The 16,907-nt window shown below is 30.8% G+C and carries 15 protein-coding genes and 1 riboswitch; of the genes, 14 read left to right on the top strand and 1 reads right to left on the bottom strand.

What is annotated here, in order from left to right; genetic code table 11:
- The first annotated feature begins 24 nt into the window (after nt 1-24).
- The 12 genes from sdaAA to thiE all read left to right on the top strand — a co-directional run bounded on the left by sdaAA (nt 25) and on the right by thiE (nt 13,610).
- On the top strand, nt 25-900 hold the full coding sequence (gene sdaAA / locus CSPA_RS04070) for an L-serine ammonia-lyase, iron-sulfur-dependent, subunit alpha (RefSeq protein WP_015390935.1): 876 nt from the start codon (nt 25-27) through the stop codon (nt 898-900).
- Nucleotides 901-1,121: 221 nt separating this feature from the next.
- Entirely contained in the window at nt 1,122-1,811 is a 690-nt protein-coding gene (locus tag CSPA_RS04075; RefSeq protein ID WP_015390936.1) for a response regulator transcription factor, read from the top strand.
- Entirely contained in the window at nt 1,808-3,340 is a 1,533-nt protein-coding gene (locus CSPA_RS04080; protein WP_015390937.1) for a sensor histidine kinase, read from the top strand. The genes CSPA_RS04075 and CSPA_RS04080 overlap by 4 nt, the downstream gene beginning before the upstream one ends.
- 262 nt (nt 3,341-3,602) lie before the next feature.
- Nucleotides 3,603-4,619 (top strand): FAD:protein FMN transferase, encoded by a 1,017-nt coding sequence (locus CSPA_RS04085; protein WP_042314976.1) that lies wholly within the window; start codon nt 3,603-3,605, stop codon nt 4,617-4,619.
- A gap of 76 nt (nt 4,620-4,695) precedes the next feature.
- A complete protein-coding gene (locus CSPA_RS04090) occupies nt 4,696-5,355 on the top strand; it encodes a 4Fe-4S binding protein (protein ID WP_015390939.1) in 660 nt (219 codons plus the stop codon).
- A gap of 52 nt (nt 5,356-5,407) precedes the next feature.
- Nucleotides 5,408-6,790, top strand: coding sequence for an FMN-binding protein (locus tag CSPA_RS04095; RefSeq protein ID WP_015390940.1), 1,383 nt, complete (start codon nt 5,408-5,410; stop codon nt 6,788-6,790).
- 354 nt (nt 6,791-7,144) lie between these two features.
- Complete coding sequence (locus CSPA_RS04100) at nt 7,145-8,719, top strand: FMN-binding protein (protein ID WP_015390941.1); 1,575 nt, start codon at nt 7,145-7,147, stop codon at nt 8,717-8,719.
- A gap of 120 nt (nt 8,720-8,839) precedes the next feature.
- A riboswitch (TPP riboswitch) is annotated at nt 8,840-8,950 on the top strand.
- Nucleotides 8,951-9,113: 163 nt separating this feature from the next.
- Nucleotides 9,114-9,647 (top strand): energy coupling factor transporter S component ThiW, encoded by a 534-nt coding sequence (thiW, locus tag CSPA_RS04105; RefSeq protein ID WP_015390942.1) that lies wholly within the window; start codon nt 9,114-9,116, stop codon nt 9,645-9,647.
- A 29-nt stretch (nt 9,648-9,676) separates the two neighbouring features.
- Nucleotides 9,677-10,501: a bifunctional hydroxymethylpyrimidine kinase/phosphomethylpyrimidine kinase gene (gene thiD, locus CSPA_RS04110; RefSeq protein WP_015390943.1), complete on the top strand. Its 825-nt coding sequence runs from the start codon at nt 9,677-9,679 to the stop codon at nt 10,499-10,501.
- A gap of 81 nt (nt 10,502-10,582) precedes the next feature.
- A complete protein-coding gene (gene thiC / locus CSPA_RS04115) occupies nt 10,583-11,893 on the top strand; it encodes a phosphomethylpyrimidine synthase ThiC (protein ID WP_015390944.1) in 1,311 nt (436 codons plus the stop codon).
- 214 nt (nt 11,894-12,107) lie between these two features.
- Complete coding sequence (thiM, locus tag CSPA_RS04120) at nt 12,108-12,938, top strand: hydroxyethylthiazole kinase (protein ID WP_015390945.1); 831 nt, start codon at nt 12,108-12,110, stop codon at nt 12,936-12,938.
- Between the two features lie 33 nt (nt 12,939-12,971).
- Nucleotides 12,972-13,610: a thiamine phosphate synthase gene (thiE, locus tag CSPA_RS04125; RefSeq protein WP_015390946.1), complete on the top strand. Its 639-nt coding sequence runs from the start codon at nt 12,972-12,974 to the stop codon at nt 13,608-13,610.
- 189 nt (nt 13,611-13,799) lie between these two features.
- Here thiE and CSPA_RS04130 read toward each other — a convergent pair whose 3' ends face one another.
- Nucleotides 13,800-14,423 carry a hypothetical protein gene (locus CSPA_RS04130; protein ID WP_015390947.1) on the bottom strand — a complete coding sequence of 208 codons (624 nt, stop codon included), beginning with the start codon at nt 14,421-14,423 and terminating at the stop codon, nt 13,800-13,802.
- A 200-nt stretch (nt 14,424-14,623) separates the two neighbouring features.
- Here CSPA_RS04130 and CSPA_RS04135 point away from each other — a divergent pair, with 200 nt between their 5' ends.
- Nucleotides 14,624-15,850, top strand: a complete 1,227-nt coding sequence (locus CSPA_RS04135; RefSeq protein ID WP_015390948.1) for an FprA family A-type flavoprotein — start codon at nt 14,624-14,626, stop codon at nt 15,848-15,850.
- Between the two features lie 123 nt (nt 15,851-15,973).
- Nucleotides 15,974-16,858, top strand: a complete 885-nt coding sequence (locus CSPA_RS04140) for a 50S ribosomal protein L11 methyltransferase (protein ID WP_015390949.1) — start codon at nt 15,974-15,976, stop codon at nt 16,856-16,858.
- Nucleotides 16,859-16,907: the final 49 nt, after the last annotated feature.

Here is a 16,907-nt window from a genome sequence, read left to right on the forward strand (position 1 = left end):
GAAGAAGAAAGTGAGGAATTTTTTATGATAGCAAGGTCGGGAGTAGAATTATTAGAGATTTGTGAAAAACATAATATTTCATTGAGCGAATATGCCATAATATGTGAGATGGAAGAAAGTGACGCAAACAGAGAAGAAGTAATAGAAAAGATGAGAAAAAATTTAAAAGTTATGATGTCAGCAGCAAATGAAGGGATGGAGAAAGAAGTTTATTCGGTTAGCGGTTTAATCGGTGGTGATGGATATAAATTATACAATTATGCTCAAAATGGAAGGACGCTCACTGGTGGTGTGACTACAATGGCAATGGCAATGGCTCTTTCTTCTGCAGAAGTAAATGCATCTATGGGAAAAATTGTTGCATGTCCTACAGCTGGCTCTTGTGGGATTTTGCCAGCAGTAATTTTAAGTGCAGGAAAGCAACTTAATTTAAATGAGGATGAACTTGTAAAAGGTCTATTTGCTGCTGCTGCCGTTGGTATGATAATTGGTCAAAATGCAACCTTATCAGGAGCTGAGGGAGGCTGTCAGGCAGAATGTGGTTCAGCTTCTGCTATGGGAACAGCAGCTGTTGTTGAAATGATGGGAGGAACTCCAAAGATGAGTTTAGATGCATCAGCAATAATTCTTAAAAATGTTTTAGGGCTTGTATGTGATCCAGTTGCTGGACTTGTTGAAATTCCTTGTGCTAAAAGGAATGCTCAAGGTGCCATAACTGCTCTTTGTACAGTAGATATGGTAATGGCAGGAGTAGTATCAAAGATTCCTTTTGATGATGCAGTAAGTGCAATGTACAAAGTGGGAAAATGCTTACCAGAAGCTCTTAAAGAAACAGCTTTGGGAGGCGTAGCTGTAACTAAAGAAGGGTTAAGACTTAAAGAGCAGGTGTTCGGGAAATAGCACAAAATGATCAATTGTCAATTTTCGATGATAAATTATCAATTATTAACATTTATGATGAATGAACAATTATCAATATAAGGGTTTAATTGTAAATTAATGATGTAAGTCTAAAAGAGAAATGCCTAGGGCAAAATGTAAAAGTTCAACAGGAGAAAACAGGAGAAGGCTTAAAGAAAAAAATATGAAATTATAAACTGTTTATGAAGGGAAGAAAAAATATGAATCCATTAACAAAAGGCCAAATTACTATTCTTGTAGTAGATGATGAAAAAAGTATAATTGATTTTATTAAAATGGGTTTAGAATCAGAAGGGTATATAGTATATTCTGCTTTTGATGGGAATGAGGCTATTAAATTAGCTGAAGAAATAAATCCACATATAGTAATACTAGATATTATGCTGCCTGGAATGGATGGATATGAAGTGTGTTCAAGGCTTAAAAGATTGATTAAAACATCAGTTATTATGCTTACAGCTAGAGATGATGTTGATGATAGGGTTAAGGGACTAGATATTGGGGCAGATGATTATATGGCAAAGCCTTTTAGTTTTAAAGAACTTTTAGCGCGTATTAATGCTAGAATTAGAAATAGCTATCCAGAATTATACGATATTGTACATATAGGTGAATTTTCTATTGATGATGGTGCACATGAAATTACATATTGTGGGAATACATTAGAATTGCCCCCAACTCAGTATAATTTATTAAGATTTTTACTAATAAATAATGGAATTGCATTAAGTAAAGCTCTCATACTAGAAAAAGTATGGGGATATGATTTCAATGGAGAGGAAAATATTGTTGAGGTATATATAAGATATCTCCGTGATAAGATTGAAGATAATGAGCACAATATTATCAAGACTGTTCGTGGTGTTGGGTATAAAATGGTGGCACAATGAAGAGGTTGAAAAATAAGTTTAAAATAAATAGCTTAAAGTGGCAATTGTTATTTAGCTTAATGATTATATTAGTTATTTTATTAATTACAATGGGGATTTTTCAATCTATAAGTATGGAAAAGTATCTATGTGAAGATAAGAGGCAAGTATTACAACAAAGATTTCATAATTTAGATTTTAGTAAGTTATCAAAAGAAGATTTAAATACTATCACAAAAACAGAAGCAATGGAGATTTTAAATAGAGTAGCAAGTAAAAATATTAGAGCTTCACTAATTAATAAAAATGGAGAATTAATATACAGCAATTTAGAGGATATAACCAAAAAAGATGATAATGATGGTGATGAGGATAACAAGGAAATAGATGAAAAATCTTTTAAAAGGTTAAAGGTACCTATGCTTTCCAAAGATGAATATAGTAGTCTTTTGAATAAATCAGGTAATTTAGAACATGAATATAAAACTTTAAAAGATGAAGATAATAATTATCAAATGGTAGTATGGATAAAGGTTGGTGACCTTTCTTCACCTTCAGGCTTAATTCAATTAAGTACTCCAATACAAGATATAAAAGACATATTGCTTAAACAGTTATATGTAGATAGCACTTTGTCAATTTTTATACTAATAATAGGTATAATAATGGGAACTGCAATTTTTAATAGAACTTTAAAGCCCCTATACAAAATAACTAATACGGTTGAAGGTATAGAGGTAACGGATCTTCATACAAGGCTTGAAGAGAAGAATGGCCAATTTGAAATAGATAGATTAGCAAAATCCTTTAATATTATGCTTTCAAGGATAGAAGAATCATTTGAAAAGGAACAACTTATTAAGGAAAAGATGAGAAGTTTTGTATCAGATGCATCTCATGAACTTCGGACTCCATTGACTTCGATTCATGGATTTGTTGAAGTCTTATTAAGAGGCGCAGCTAAAAATAAAGATCAATTAGATCTAGCTTTAAATAGTATATTGATGGAAAGTGAAAGGCTAACAAAGTTAGTCAATGACCTTTTAATTTTAACAAAGCTTGATAAAAAGCCTGTTGTAGAAATGAAAGAGGAAGATATTAATGGATTGATACAAGAAATTCAACCTCAACTTCAAGTGCTTTGTGAAAATAGGAAACTGCAGTTTGATTTAAAAGAGGATATATATGCTATTATAAACAAAGATCAAATAAAGCAAGTCATATTCAATTTAACACAAAATGCTGTTCTGCATACAGATAAGACTAAAGGGAGTATTACTATAGCTACTGATTTTGGAATATTTGAAAATCAAAGATTTGCAGTATTAAAGATATGTGATAATGGGACAGGAATACCAGAGAAGGATATTAAAAAAATATATGATAGATTTTTTAGAAGCGAAACTCATAGATCTCGGGAACATGGAGGATATGGGCTTGGACTTTCTATAGTAAAAGCCATAATAGATAGTAACAATGGAAAAATAAAGGTAGAAAGTCAGTTGGAGGTTGGAACCACATTTACTGTTTATCTTAAAACAGAAAATTAAGTAAAAATATTAGTTGTAGTTGGTTAAAAAAATATAAGAATCACTTAATAAGTTTTTAAGGGAAGGATAATAGTGAAAGAAGACTATTATCCTTCTTTTTTTATACCTTGGTGTTCAAAAAAACTGTTATGACTTTTCTCAGCAAATTCTAAGCTTATGCTAAGGATAAATTAAGAGTTAATTGCTATAATTTAGCTAGCGAGGAAATTAAGAGACATAAAGGAGTGTGATTATCATAGATATAACAAGCATTTTATTAATAATGTTTTCTGCAGTTATACTATTTATTTTAATTTCTGTATTTATTACTGGAAAGTATGAAAAACATGAGTATATAAAGAGTAGTTATGCACTTGGAACTTTAATAAATTTAAGAGCAATTGGAAGGAATGCTGAAAAGGCAGTAGATGAAGTACTTGAAAGATTAAATGATATTGATGATAAAATGTCAGCTTTTAAAGAAGAAAGTGAAATATCCAAAATAACCGTTAGTGCTGGAAACAAAGCTGAAAGGGTAAGCGATGATACTTATTTTGTCATTAAAAAGGCTTTAGAATATAGCAAAATTTTAGAGGGAACCTTTGATCCTACAATAAGGCCATTGGTTAAGCTTTGGAGTATAGGAACAAAAGAAGAAAAAATACCGGAAGAGGCTGAAATAAGAACTGCTATGGAGATTGTAAATTATAAGGATGTGGTTTTAGATGAAGATAAACACTCGATAATGTTAAAGCAAAAGAAGCAGGCTTTGGATGTTGGAGGAATTGCAAAAGGTTTTGCAGCCGATGAAGCTCGTGATATATTTTTAAAACATAAAATAAAAAGTGCTTTAATTGATTTAGGAGGAAATATTTTTGCGTTGGGATGCAAGCAAGATAAGACTCCTTGGAAAGTTGGTATTCAAAATCCATTTAATTCTAGAGGAGATTTTTTAGGAATATTAGATGTTGAAAACAAATCAATTGTTACCTCTGGAAATTATGAAAGATATTTTATGAAAGATGGGAAGAGATTTCATCATATAATCGATCCTAAAACTGGATATCCATCAGAAAGCAAAATTATAAGTGCAACTATTATATCTGATAATTCAATAGATGGTGATGGGTTATCAACAGGTGTTTATATTCTTGGAGTAGATAAAGCTTTAAATATTATAGAAGCAATTAGAGGAGTAGATGCAATACTTGTCACAGAGGATAAAAAGGTTTATATGACCTCAGGTGTTAAAGAAATTTTTATGTTAACAAATGAAGAATTTGCCTTAATACATAAATAAACAGTTAGTTGTTAATAAAATTGATATTTTAAGTAAAGATTGTGGAAAAAGATAAAGTTAAGAAGGAGAAACAAAGATGGCTAAAAAAATTAAGAAATCTCAGGTTTTAAGGCATATAGTGCAATTAATTATGTTTTTTGCATTACCAGGTCTTTATGCAATGGCCTTTAATGAAACAAAAACAGTATATAAAATGATTATTGAAGGAAATTTTAATTTTCTTCAAGCGTTTCCAAGTTTAATTGAATTTGTAGCTGTAATGCTAGTAACAATTTTAATAGGAAGATGGTTCTGTGGATGGATTTGTGCCTTTGGAGCTTATAATGATTTAATATATTTTATAGCTAAAAAAGTATTTAAAGGAAAATTTAAAATAGATGAAAAAGCTGACTCTATATTGAAATATGCAAAGTATGTAATATTATTATTTATAATAATTGTTTCATGGACCTTTGGAAGCAGTATTTTGGAAAGTACAAGTCCTTGGGATGTTTTTGGGCAGATTACTAATGTATCAACTATAGTGAATAACTTGCTTATTGGATTAATCCTTTTAGTTTTAATTACAATTGGAGCTGCATTTATAGAAAGATTTTTTTGTAGATATTTATGTCCTTTAGGTGCTGTATTTTCAATAATATCTAAAGTTGGAATCATGAAAATTAATAAGCCTAAAGCTGATTGTGGAAAATGTAGAGCATGTACAATGAATTGTTCTATGGGATTACCTTTATAAAGGCGATTATGCTAAAGGTGGAGATTGCATTAATTGTTTAAAGTGTACAGAAGTGTGTCCTAGAAGAAATGCAAATATAAATATTCTCGGTCAAGATGTAAATCAAAGCTTAGCTGGATCACTAGCAATGGCAACAATGTTAGGTGCATATGGGATTACAAACTTTGGAGTTGATGCACTAACTAAAGCAGGAATTATATCAAATGAAAGTGCTATTTTAAGTGATGCTTCATTGGGATCAGCTTCAGATAATTCATCACAAAAATATAAAGATGGAACATATACAGGAACTGGACAAGGCTTTGGAGGAGCAACTAAAGTATCTGTAACAATAGTAGATGGGAAAATAACAAACATAGAAACTATATCAAATCAAGATACTCCAGATTATTATAGCAGAGCTTTTGGAACAATCTCTAATGGGATAATTTCTAATCAAACCCCACAAGTTAACGCAGTATCAGGAGCTACTTACAGTTCTAAGGGAATAATAGAAGCAGTGAAGGATGCATTGGGTCAAGCTACTGTTTCAGGTTCAGATAGTGCTATTTCTAGTAATGATAATATAATAGCTACAGGGGAAAATGCAGCTCCAAGCGGAGCAGAGAGTGCAGCCCCAGCTTCAACAAATAATACAAAGACAACAGCTACAGATAATACTTCAAAAACATATAAGGATGGGACATATACAGGAACTGGACAAGGCTTTGGAGGAGTAACTAAAGTTTCTGTTACTATTGCTAATGGAAAAATAACTAATGTAAAAACTTTATCCAATGAAGATACTCCAGAGTTTTATCAAAAGGCTTCAAACAGCATAATGGGAAATGTAATATCAACTCAATCAGCTAATGTAGATACAGTTTCAGGTGCAACTTTTAGTTCAAATGGAATTATAAATGCAGTTAAAAATGCACTTAGTCAAGCTGGGGGAGCAGTTTCAAGTAGTAATAGTTCAACTGCAAAAGCAAGTCAAGGAAGTACAAGTTCAAGCTCATCTTCCAATAATACAGCTAACAGTGAACCGATGACACCTCCACCAGTGGCAAATCAAAATGCTTCAGCACAACCACCAGTTCAAAAAAGTACTTCATCAAATTCAACTAGTAGTCAAGGAAGTACGAGTGCTAATGGCAATACTAACACAAGTAAAAATAATAGCACTAGCCAATATAAGGATGGTACATATACAGGAACTGGATCAGGCTTTGGAGGAACAACTAAAATTTCTGTTACTATTGCAGGTGGAAAAATAACAGGCGTAAAAACTGTATCTAATGAGGATACTTCAAAATATTATAATAGAGCTATAGGGACTATAACAAATAGTGTGATTTCAAAGCAATCAGGGAGTGTAGATACAGTTTCAGGAGCTACATATAGCAGCAGAGGAATAATTGAGGCTGTTCAAAATGCTTTGAGTCAAGCAAAATAATCATGTCTTAGTTTTAAAGATATAAAATACATTTGTGTTATGCAGAACCATGAGAAATTTTCTGTTATACACAAATGTATTTATTTTTTGCCAATATTTATGTTGAGATATTAAATAGTTGTAAATAAGTTTTTCAATTATTTATATACTAAGTGAATGTCTAATTTTCTCAGCAAATTCTAAGCTAGCATTAAGGATATGCTAAGACTCATTTGTTACAATTTAGAAAGTGAAATGATTAAAGCATTTATATAAGCAAATGTAAAAACAGAAATGGGAATTATTTTGTTCTATAAAATTTAGAAGAATAATTTCATTTTTTATAAAAGATTAGGCTTAAAAGGAGAAAAAGATATGGGTAAAAAAATAAAAAAATCTCAAGTATTAAGGTATGTTATACAGTTAATTATGTTTCTAATAATGCCTGGAATTTATGCAATGACGTTTAGTGAGGTAAAAGCAGTTTATCAAATGATTATTAATGGTAATTTTAACTTTCTTCAAGCATTTCCAAGTTTAGTGGAGTTTGTAGTGGTTATGCTATTAACTATAGTTATGGGAAGATGGTTTTGCGGATGGATATGTGCTTTTGGAGCATATAATGATTTAATATATTACCTATCAAAAAAAGTTTTTAAAGGGAAATATAAAGTTGATGAAAAAGTTGATTCAATATTAAAATATGCAAAGTATGTAATATTACTATTTATAATAATTGTTTCATGGACATTTGGAAGCAGTATATTAGAAAGTACAAGTCCTTGGGATGCTTTTGGGCAAATAACTGATGTTTCAACTTTGTTAATAGGATTAATTCTCTTAATATTAATAACAATAGGAGCAGCCTTTATTGAAAGATTTTTCTGTAGATACTTATGTCCATTAGGTGCAATATTTTCCATAATATCTAAATTTGGAATAGTAAAAATAAACAAACCAAAAGCAGATTGTGGCAAATGCAGAGTTTGCACTATTAATTGTTCTATGGGATTAAACCTTTATAAGGTAGATGGTGTTAAGGGTGGCGATTGTATTAACTGTTTAAAGTGTACAGAAGTGTGCCCAAGAAAAAATGCCAATATAAATATTTTAGGTCAAGATGTAAATCAAAATTTAGCTGGTTCTTTTGCAATGGCTGCAATGTTAGGTGTTTATGGATTAACTAATTTTGGTGCAGATGCATTAAGTAATTCTGGTATAATATCAAATAATAGCACTATATCAAGCAATGCAACTCAAAGTTCATCAGTATCAGAGAGTTCTTCACAAAAATATAAAGATGGAACATATACAGGAAGTGGAGAAGGCTATAGAGGAGGAATAACTAAAGTTTCAGTTACAGTATCGGGTGGAAAAATAACTGATATAAAAACAGTATCTAATCAAGACACTCCAAAGTTTTATAAAAGAGTTGAAAGTACTATAATGAATAGTATAATTTCTAAACAGTCAGTGTCGGTGGATACAGTTTCAGGAGCAACCTTTAGTAGTAAGGGAATTATGAGTGCTGTTGAAAATGCTTTAATTTCATCAACAAATAATAGTGTATCTGATAAAACTAGTGAAACTCAAAATAGTGAAGCTTCAAATACAGTAGCAAGTCAAGGAAATGAAAGCACAACTAATAGTACAAATTCTAAAACAAGTAGTAGTGCAGGTGAATATAAAGATGGAACATATACAGGAGCTGGAACAGGCTATAGAGGAGGAACAACTAAGGTTTCAGTTAATATATCAGGTGGAAAAATAACTGGTATAAAAACAGTATCTAACCAAGATACTCCTAAGTTTTATCAAAGAGTTGAAAATACTATAATGAATAGTATAATTTCGAAGCAGTCAACAGCAGTAGATACAGTTTCAGGAGCAACTTATAGTTCAAAAGGAATAATGAGTGCTGTTGCAAATGCTCTGAGCCAAGCAAAATAACAATGTTAATATAAGAAAAAGTTCTAATTTTTGTAAGATGGAGCACTTTTTCTATTAAATATTACTTGACGTTTTATAAGGATTGGTATAATCTTTAAGCTGTGAATGAAAATTTTATAATTGAATAACTAGGGGAGCTAATATTTTAGCTGAGATTGGAAAGATTGATTTCCTGGACTCTTATAACCTGATTTGGCTAGTACCAACGTAGGGAAGTATATTGATGTTTTTTGTGCATATATTTTTGCAGATAATTTAATGTATCCCTTGGGATACATTTTTTTTGTTTAAAATAATAACTTCTTAAAGTTAATCAATTATAAAATCTATAAAGAATTTTATAAAATTTAATTTCACAAATATCATTTCATTGATTTTTAAGGAGGAATTTTTTATGAAAGAAAAAAGTAAAGCACAGAAAATTGCATTAAGTGGTGTTTTAATTGGTATCTCTGTTATATTTGGAACCTTTTCTATACCAGTTGGAGCAGCTAAAATCTCGCCAATTCAACATTTTGTAAATGTGGTTGGCGCAGTGACCTTAGGACCAATGTATGCAGTTGCAAATGCATTTATTACATCCCTTATAAGAAATATTATGGGGACAGGAAGTTTATTAGCATTCCCAGGAAGTATGGTTGGGGCATTCCTTGCAGGAATTCTTTATAAGAAATTTAGAAAACCAAGTATAGCTGTAGTTGGAGAAATAGTTGGTACAGGAATATTAGGAGCAGTATTAGCTTATCCAGTAGCAGCATTAATTTTAGGAAAACAAGTAGCAGTGTTTGTATATGTAATTCCATTTATATCAAGCTGCAGTGTTGGAGCAATTATAGCATATTTCTTTGTAAATATCCCTATAATAAAGAAAATACTTATAAATAATGAAGTGACATCAGATAAAAAACACAGTGTGGATCATATTTAAATAATTTAATAGGGAGAAAGGATGATTTTATGTTCAGAGCATTGACTATAGCAGGTTCAGATACTTGTGGAGGAGCAGGAATTCAAGCTGATTTAAAATCTTTTTCAGCTAATGGAGTTTATGGAATGAGTGTTATTACAGCTGTAACGGCTCAAAATACAATGGGGGTTTTTGGAATTCAAGACATAAATCCAGAAATGATAGAATCCCAAATAGATGTTATTTTTGAGGACATAAGAGTTGATGCTGTAAAGATAGGCATGGTTTCAAAGATTGAATCAATTAAAGCTATTTCAAAAGCCTTGAGGAAAATTGAAAAATTACCGCCAATAGTATTAGATCCTGTTATGATTTCTAAAAGTGGATTCAATTTGCTATCAAAGGATGCTAAAGACACTTTGGTTAAAGAATTATTTCCTTTGGCTGTTTTAATAACTCCAAATTTACCAGAAGCAGAAGAAATTTTAGGGCTAAAAATAAATAATATAGAAGAAATGAAGGAAGCAGCTTTAAAGCTAAAGGAACTTGGACCACAAGCAGTCTTAGTTAAAGGTGGACATTTAGAAAATGAAGCTACTGATTTATTATTTGATGGAGAAAGTTTTGTATTTTTACCACAAGAAAGAATAAATACAATTCACACTCATGGAACTGGCTGCACATTATCCTCAGCTATAGCAGCAAATTTAGCAAAGGGTATGACTATGGAGGAGGCTGTCAAAGAAGGTAAAAGATATATAACAGTAGCTATAGAGCATGGTTTTGAACTTGGGAAAGGTGTTGGGCCTACTAATCATTTTTATGAACTTTATACACTTTTAGAAAAAGCACAAAGCGAAAACAAGAATTCATAAAAAATTTATTGCTTTGTTAAAGTAAGAGTTGGTTTAGGTAATAGTTTAAATATTAAAATGAGATTTAAGGAGAGTTGAAAAATGAATTATAAAACACAAATGGAAGCTGCTAAAAAAGGTATGCTAACTAAAGAAATGAAGGTAGTTGCTGATAAAGAAAATATTTCAGAAGAAAAATTAATGAAGCTTATAGCAGAAGGCAGAATTGTAATTCCAGCTAATATTAATCATAAATCACTTAGCCCAGAAGGAATTGGGGATGGTCTTAGAACAAAAATAAATGTTAACCTTGGTATTTCAGGAGACTCAGTTGATTATTGCAGAGAAATGGAAAAAGTAAAAATGGCAATAGAATTTGGAGCAGAAGCAATAATGGATTTGAGTAATTATGGGAAGACTCAAGAATTTAGAGAAAAGCTCATTGAATATTCTCCAGCAATGATAGGAACAGTACCAATGTACGATGCAATTGGATACCTTGAAAAAGATTTAATGGATATAAAGGCTAAGGATTTTCTTGATGTAGTTTTAGCACATGCAAAGGCAGGAGTTGATTTTGTTACCATTCATGCTGGGATAAATAAGAGAACTGTCTCACTATTTAAGGAAGATAAGAGAAGATTAAATATTGTTTCTCGTGGGGGGTCCTTGTTATTTGCATGGATGGAGATGACAGGTAATGAAAATCCATTTTATGAATATTATGATGAGTTATTAGAAATCCTAAGAGAATATGATGTGACAATAAGTTTAGGAGATGCAATGAGACCAGGGTGTCTTGATGATTCAACAGATGCTGGGCAAATCACAGAACTTATAGAATTAGGCTTGTTAACAAAGAGGGCTTGGGAAAAGGATGTCCAAGTTATGATTGAAGGACCTGGACATATGGCTATGAATGAAATTGCAGCAAATATGCAAATTGAAAAGAGATTATGTCATGGAGCACCATTTTATGTATTAGGGCCTCTTGTTACAGATATTGCTCCAGGTTATGATCATATTACATCAGCAATTGGAGGTGCTATTGCAGCAACTCATGGTGCAAATTTCCTTTGCTATGTAACACCTGCGGAACATTTGAGACTACCAGATTTATCAGATGTTAGAGAAGGTATTATTGCATCAAAGATTGCAGCTCATGCAGCAGATATTGCTAATGGTATTCCAGGCTCAAGAGATAGAGATAATGATATGGCAGATGCACGTCAAAAGCTTGATTGGGAAGGTATGTTTAAGATTGCCATTGATGGAAAGAAAGCAAGGGAATACTTTGAAAGTATACCACCAGAAGATCAGCATAGTTGTTCTATGTGTGGAAAAATGTGTGCAGTACGAACTACTAATAAGATATTAAATGGAGAGGTAGTTCAGTTAAAAGTTGAGAGTTAAGAGGTATGAGTTAGGTAATTTAGTTAGGAGTTATGAGTTGAGCCTTGACGATAGAGTATTGCGGCAGTGATAATTTAACATTGAATTTTTTTATTATCATTGATAATTAATCATCAAATTTTTCGCATTGATCACTGATCATTGACAATTAATAAAATGGAGGTGAGTTTAGTAGGCAGGTGAAATTATAAGCTATTGTCCTACTAAAGTATTTATGGAAAATAAAATAGTTGAAGAAATAGGAAAGTTATTAGAAGAGGTTAAGAATAAGAAGCCGCTTGTACATAATATAACTAATTATGTTACAGTAAATGATTGTGCCAATATCTTACTTGCTTTAGGGGCATCGCCAATCATGGCGGATGATATAAGAGAAGCAGCAGATATTACAAGTATTTCTTCTGCACTTGTAATTAATATTGGTACTTTAAATGAAAGAACAATTGAAGCTATGATTGCTTCAGGTAAGAAAGCTAATGAATTAAATATTCCAGTTGTATTTGATCCAGTTGGAGCAGGTGCATCTGAATTTAGAAATGCAACTACCAAGAGAATATTAGAAGAAGTAAAAGTAAGTGTTTTACGTGGAAATATGTCTGAAGTTAAGTTTATAGCAGGCTTACAAGCAACTACTAAGGGCGTAGATGCGTCAGAAGCAGATATTAATGCTGCAAATGAAGAAGGGGTAATTATTGCTAAAAAATTAGCTCTTATGCTTAATTGTACAGTTGCAATAACAGGAGTAACTGATATTATTGCTGATGGAAAAAGGGGTGTAATTCTTGAGAATGGACATAAAATGCTTGCAAATGTAACAGGAACAGGATGCATGACAACTGCATTAGTAGGTGCATATTGTGGCGCAGGAACAGATTGTTTTTTAGCTGCAGTTTCTGGAATAATATCTATGGGGATAGCTGGAGAAATTGCATTTGAAAAGGCTGGCCAAGTAGGAACAGGAAGTTTCCATATTGCAATTATAGATGCTATAAGTAATTTAAACTCTGAAATAATTGGAAAGATGGCTAAAGCTAAAGAACTATAAAATAATAAGGACATATATGAGGAGGAAAAATTTATGAAGCCCCAAATAGATTATAGTATTTATCTTGTAACAGATAGAGATTTAATGAGTACAGAAACTTTGGAAGAAGCTGTAGAAAAAGCAATTATGGGAGGTTGTACCTTAGTTCAATTAAGGGAAAAAGATTGTTCCTCACTTGATTTTTATAATACAGCAGTTAAAGTTAAGGAAATCACTGATAAATATAAGGTGCCACTATTAATAAATGATAGATTAGACATTGCTCAAGCAGTTGATGCAGCAGGGGTACATGTAGGACAAAGTGATTTACCCTTGACAATTGTTAGAAAAATTCTAGGAGAAGACAAAATTATTGGTGTTTCAACAGGTAATTTAGAAGAAGCAATAAAAGCCCAAAATGAAGGTGCAGATTATTTAGGAGTTGGTGCAATGTATTCAACTGGAACTAAAAAAGATGCAAAGCATACAAGTATAGAGGAACTAAAGAAAATAAGAAATAAGGTATCTATACCTATAGTAGTGATTGGTGGAATAAATAAAGAAAGAGTTAAAGATTTTGAAGGAATAAGGATTGATGGACTTGCAATAGTATCTGCTATAATTGCTCAAAAAGATATTACGCAAGCAACAAAAGACATAAAAAATATGTTCACTAATAATAAAGTTTTATAGTGGTAATTTATTTATAAATACAAATATTAATAATTTTAGAGTGTAAATAAAATAAGAGCTAGAGAAAAGCAATTTAACATTGTATTTTTCTAACTCTTTATTTGCTTTGAAAAAGTGCAATAAATTTAAATTTTCGGGGTTTACCAAAAATATTTTAAGTAACTTGCATATCGAGTAATTATCTATGAATTATTTTATATTATTTCCAAGTGCTTTTAAATCGTCAAGCTTAAAAGTCTGTTCTTGTCCATTAACATTTACATAGCAAACAATATCTTGAATTTTAGCTAGTTTTGGATTACTAGAACCTGTTTTTTTATTATCATAATATTTCTTGCAAATATAATTTTTTACTACAGTCTTCTTTGGAGGAATTACTGAATCAAGAAGAAATAAATGTTCATCATGAGCAAGACCTGCTTGCGTAAATTTATCAGTAAAAGCTATATGATATGAAATTTTTGATATTTCAAGTGATGTATTATTTTTAATTTCAAATTCACTATAGTAGTAAGAATCATCTTCAGTAAAAGATTTTTCTGTTATAACAATAGGATCAGTTATAGCGCCACTTGTTACTTTGGGAATTTCCTCAACTTTATCAGATGCTTTTACATTTTTCTTTGTTTTTTCATAATTATTATATCCTAAAGCGATACCGCCAGAAAATGTCATAACAAAAATGCATATTAAAATGCCAGATAGAATTCTTAACCCTTTAATCCCTTTTACCATACTAATAAGCAAAATACAAAAAGAAATTATAGTGCCTAAAGTTCCAACAATAAATAATAGTTCATAGTTTTGAAACATAATGACTGCCTCCAACAAGTGAATAATTTAAATAAATTTCATATAATAGTATAACATAATACTATTATTAGTGGTATTAGTAATAAGAAACAAAGAACAATAAATCTAAAGGAAAATTTATATACAACCAAATTAATCAGAATACCAATTAATAAAAGAAAGTTGTATAATATAGATGAATTTACTAAGGAGGGTATACAATGAAGACACTAGAATTAAAAAAGAATTTATACTGGACAGGACTTTTAGATCCAGATTTAAGAAAATTTGATATTGTTATGGAGACAGAGTTTGGTACTTCGTATAATTCTTACTTATTTAAAACCAGTGAAAAGACTGTATTATTTGAAACTGGGAAAGTTACATTTTTTGAAGACTATTTGAAAGAATTAAAGGCACTTGTTGATATTAAGGATATTGATTATATTGTAGTAAGCCATACAGAACCAGATCATGCAGGTAGTATAGGATTACTTTTAGATATTAATCCAAATATTAAAATTGTTGCAACTCAGGTTGCTATAGGTTTTTTAAAGAATATTGTTAATAGAGAGTTTGAAAGTATTGAAGTAAAGGAAAATGATACCTTAGATTTAGGTGATAAAACTTTACGTTTCATGCCTCTTCCTAATCTTCATTGGCCTGATACTATGTATACATATATTGAAGAAGATAAAACATTAGTTACTTGTGATTCTTTTGGTTCTCACTATAGTTTCGATGGTGTATTATTAAGTAAATTAACTGATAATGAAGGATATTTAAGAGCTCTTAAATATTATTTTGATTGCATCATTGGTCCATTTAAAAACCCATTTATGGTAAAGGCTTTAGAGAGAATTAAAGATTTAGAAGTTGATATGATATGTACAGGACATGGTCCAGTATTAGATTGCAGAATAGATGAAGTGAAGGAATATTATTATAAATGGTCAACTGTAACTAATCCAAATCCTAGAAAAACAGTTATTATACCATATGTAAGTGCTTATGGATATACTAAAGAATTAGCTAATGAAATTTCTAAAGGGATCCAAGAAAGTGGAGAAATAGATGTAAGAACTTATGATATGGAAGAAGCAGATCAAGGAAAAGTGCTTGAAGAGCTTGAATTTGCAGATGGAATTCTTTTCGGTACTCCTACAATAGTAGGTGATGCATTAAAACCTATTTGGGATTTAACAACATCAATTTTTTCAAGAACTCATGGAGGAAAACTTGCAAGTGCATTTGGAAGTTATGGATGGAGTGGAGAAGCAGTTCCTAACATTATTCAAAGATTAAAACAGTTAAGAATGAAGGTTGTTGATGAAGGATTTCGTATTAAATTTAAACCAAGTGATGCTCAGTTAAAAGAAGCATATGGTTATGGATATAATTTTGGATGCCTTTTACAAAATAAAGAAAATCCAAATAAAGTTCAATAAAATATAAATACATTAGGGCTTAATTCATAAGCCTTAATTTTATGTTATAAATTATTTGAAGATATAAATAAAATAAAGCAGTGTACAAGCAAGTACACGAGATATTGAAATGAGGTGAAGGATATGTTCCAAATATCATTTTCTGTAAACTATTCTGAAATCGAAGTAATACTTGATAAACTTATAAGTATAGGGTTCTATTCTACTTATTATGATGCTCCCTATCAAGTAACTGTTGATTCTAATGGATATGGCTTTTATGAAAAAGAAAATGAAGTTATAGAATTAAAGGTTTATCCAGAATGTGAAAACTATGAGGAATGTGAAAAATGTATTGCTAAAATAAAAGAAGTATTAAATTTAGATAAAAAAATAAATTTAATAGAAATAAAAGATGACAACTGGCAGAAGCCATTTGAACCAGTAGATTTAAATAATGGATGGATAATTGCAGAACCAAATGAAATGATTGATGGAAAGAAAAATAAAATAAACTTTGAATCACAAGGGTCTTTTGGTACCGGGCTTCATGAAACTACGCAAGATTTTCTTAGGTATATATTAGAAGAAGATTTTTCAGGTTTGAGCATATTTGATTTAGGAACTGGTTCTGGAATATTAAGTATAGCAGCTGCATTAAAAAATGCAAAAAAAATAGTGGCATTAGATATACGAGATGTAACTAGTGAAGTATTATATAATGCCACCTTAAATAATATTAGTAATATAGAAGTTGTCGTTGCAGATGTTACATCTAAAGATTTAGGAAGTAAAGAGAAATTTGATGTAGTATTCATTAATATTGGTGGAGAAGAAACTTTAGCTTCAATGGAACTTATAAATAATGTTATAAAGGATAATGGAAGATTGTATGTATCTGGTTTAGTAGAATGGAGCAGTAATGTTGTTTATGAAGAATTAAAAGCTCAAGGATATGAATTAATAAAGAGCACAAAAACTAATGAATGGGTAACGATGATTTTAGAGAAAAAGTATAGGAATAAATAAGAAAAAGAAAAGCAGTTTAAAATGGTACCTATAAACAGGACACTTTAAA

The organism is Clostridium saccharoperbutylacetonicum N1-4(HMT), from assembly GCF_000340885.1.
GTDB lineage: Bacteria > Bacillota > Clostridia > Clostridiales > Clostridiaceae > Clostridium > Clostridium saccharoperbutylacetonicum.

What these genes read in the sequence shown, in the direction of transcription:
- sdaAA (WP_015390935.1), top strand. Translation starts at nt 25, where the DNA reads ATGATAGCAAGGTCGGGAGTAGAATTATTAGAGATTTGTGAAAAACAT.
- CSPA_RS04075 (WP_015390936.1), top strand. Translation starts at nt 1,122, where the DNA reads ATGAATCCATTAACAAAAGGCCAAATTACTATTCTTGTAGTAGATGAT.
- CSPA_RS04080 (WP_015390937.1), top strand. Translation starts at nt 1,808, where the DNA reads ATGAAGAGGTTGAAAAATAAGTTTAAAATAAATAGCTTAAAGTGGCAA.
- CSPA_RS04085 (WP_042314976.1), top strand. Translation starts at nt 3,603, where the DNA reads ATGTTTTCTGCAGTTATACTATTTATTTTAATTTCTGTATTTATTACT.
- CSPA_RS04090 (WP_015390939.1), top strand. Translation starts at nt 4,696, where the DNA reads ATGGCTAAAAAAATTAAGAAATCTCAGGTTTTAAGGCATATAGTGCAA.
- CSPA_RS04100 (WP_015390941.1), top strand. Translation starts at nt 7,145, where the DNA reads ATGGGTAAAAAAATAAAAAAATCTCAAGTATTAAGGTATGTTATACAG.
- thiW (WP_015390942.1), top strand. Translation starts at nt 9,114, where the DNA reads ATGAAAGAAAAAAGTAAAGCACAGAAAATTGCATTAAGTGGTGTTTTA.
- thiD (WP_015390943.1), top strand. Translation starts at nt 9,677, where the DNA reads ATGTTCAGAGCATTGACTATAGCAGGTTCAGATACTTGTGGAGGAGCA.
- thiC (WP_015390944.1), top strand. Translation starts at nt 10,583, where the DNA reads ATGAATTATAAAACACAAATGGAAGCTGCTAAAAAAGGTATGCTAACT.
- thiM (WP_015390945.1), top strand. Translation starts at nt 12,108, where the DNA reads ATGGAAAATAAAATAGTTGAAGAAATAGGAAAGTTATTAGAAGAGGTT.
- thiE (WP_015390946.1), top strand. Translation starts at nt 12,972, where the DNA reads ATGAAGCCCCAAATAGATTATAGTATTTATCTTGTAACAGATAGAGAT.
- CSPA_RS04130 (WP_015390947.1), bottom strand. Translation starts at nt 14,423, where the DNA reads ATGTTTCAAAACTATGAACTATTATTTATTGTTGGAACTTTAGGCACT.
- CSPA_RS04135 (WP_015390948.1), top strand. Translation starts at nt 14,624, where the DNA reads ATGAAGACACTAGAATTAAAAAAGAATTTATACTGGACAGGACTTTTA.
- CSPA_RS04140 (WP_015390949.1), top strand. Translation starts at nt 15,974, where the DNA reads ATGTTCCAAATATCATTTTCTGTAAACTATTCTGAAATCGAAGTAATA.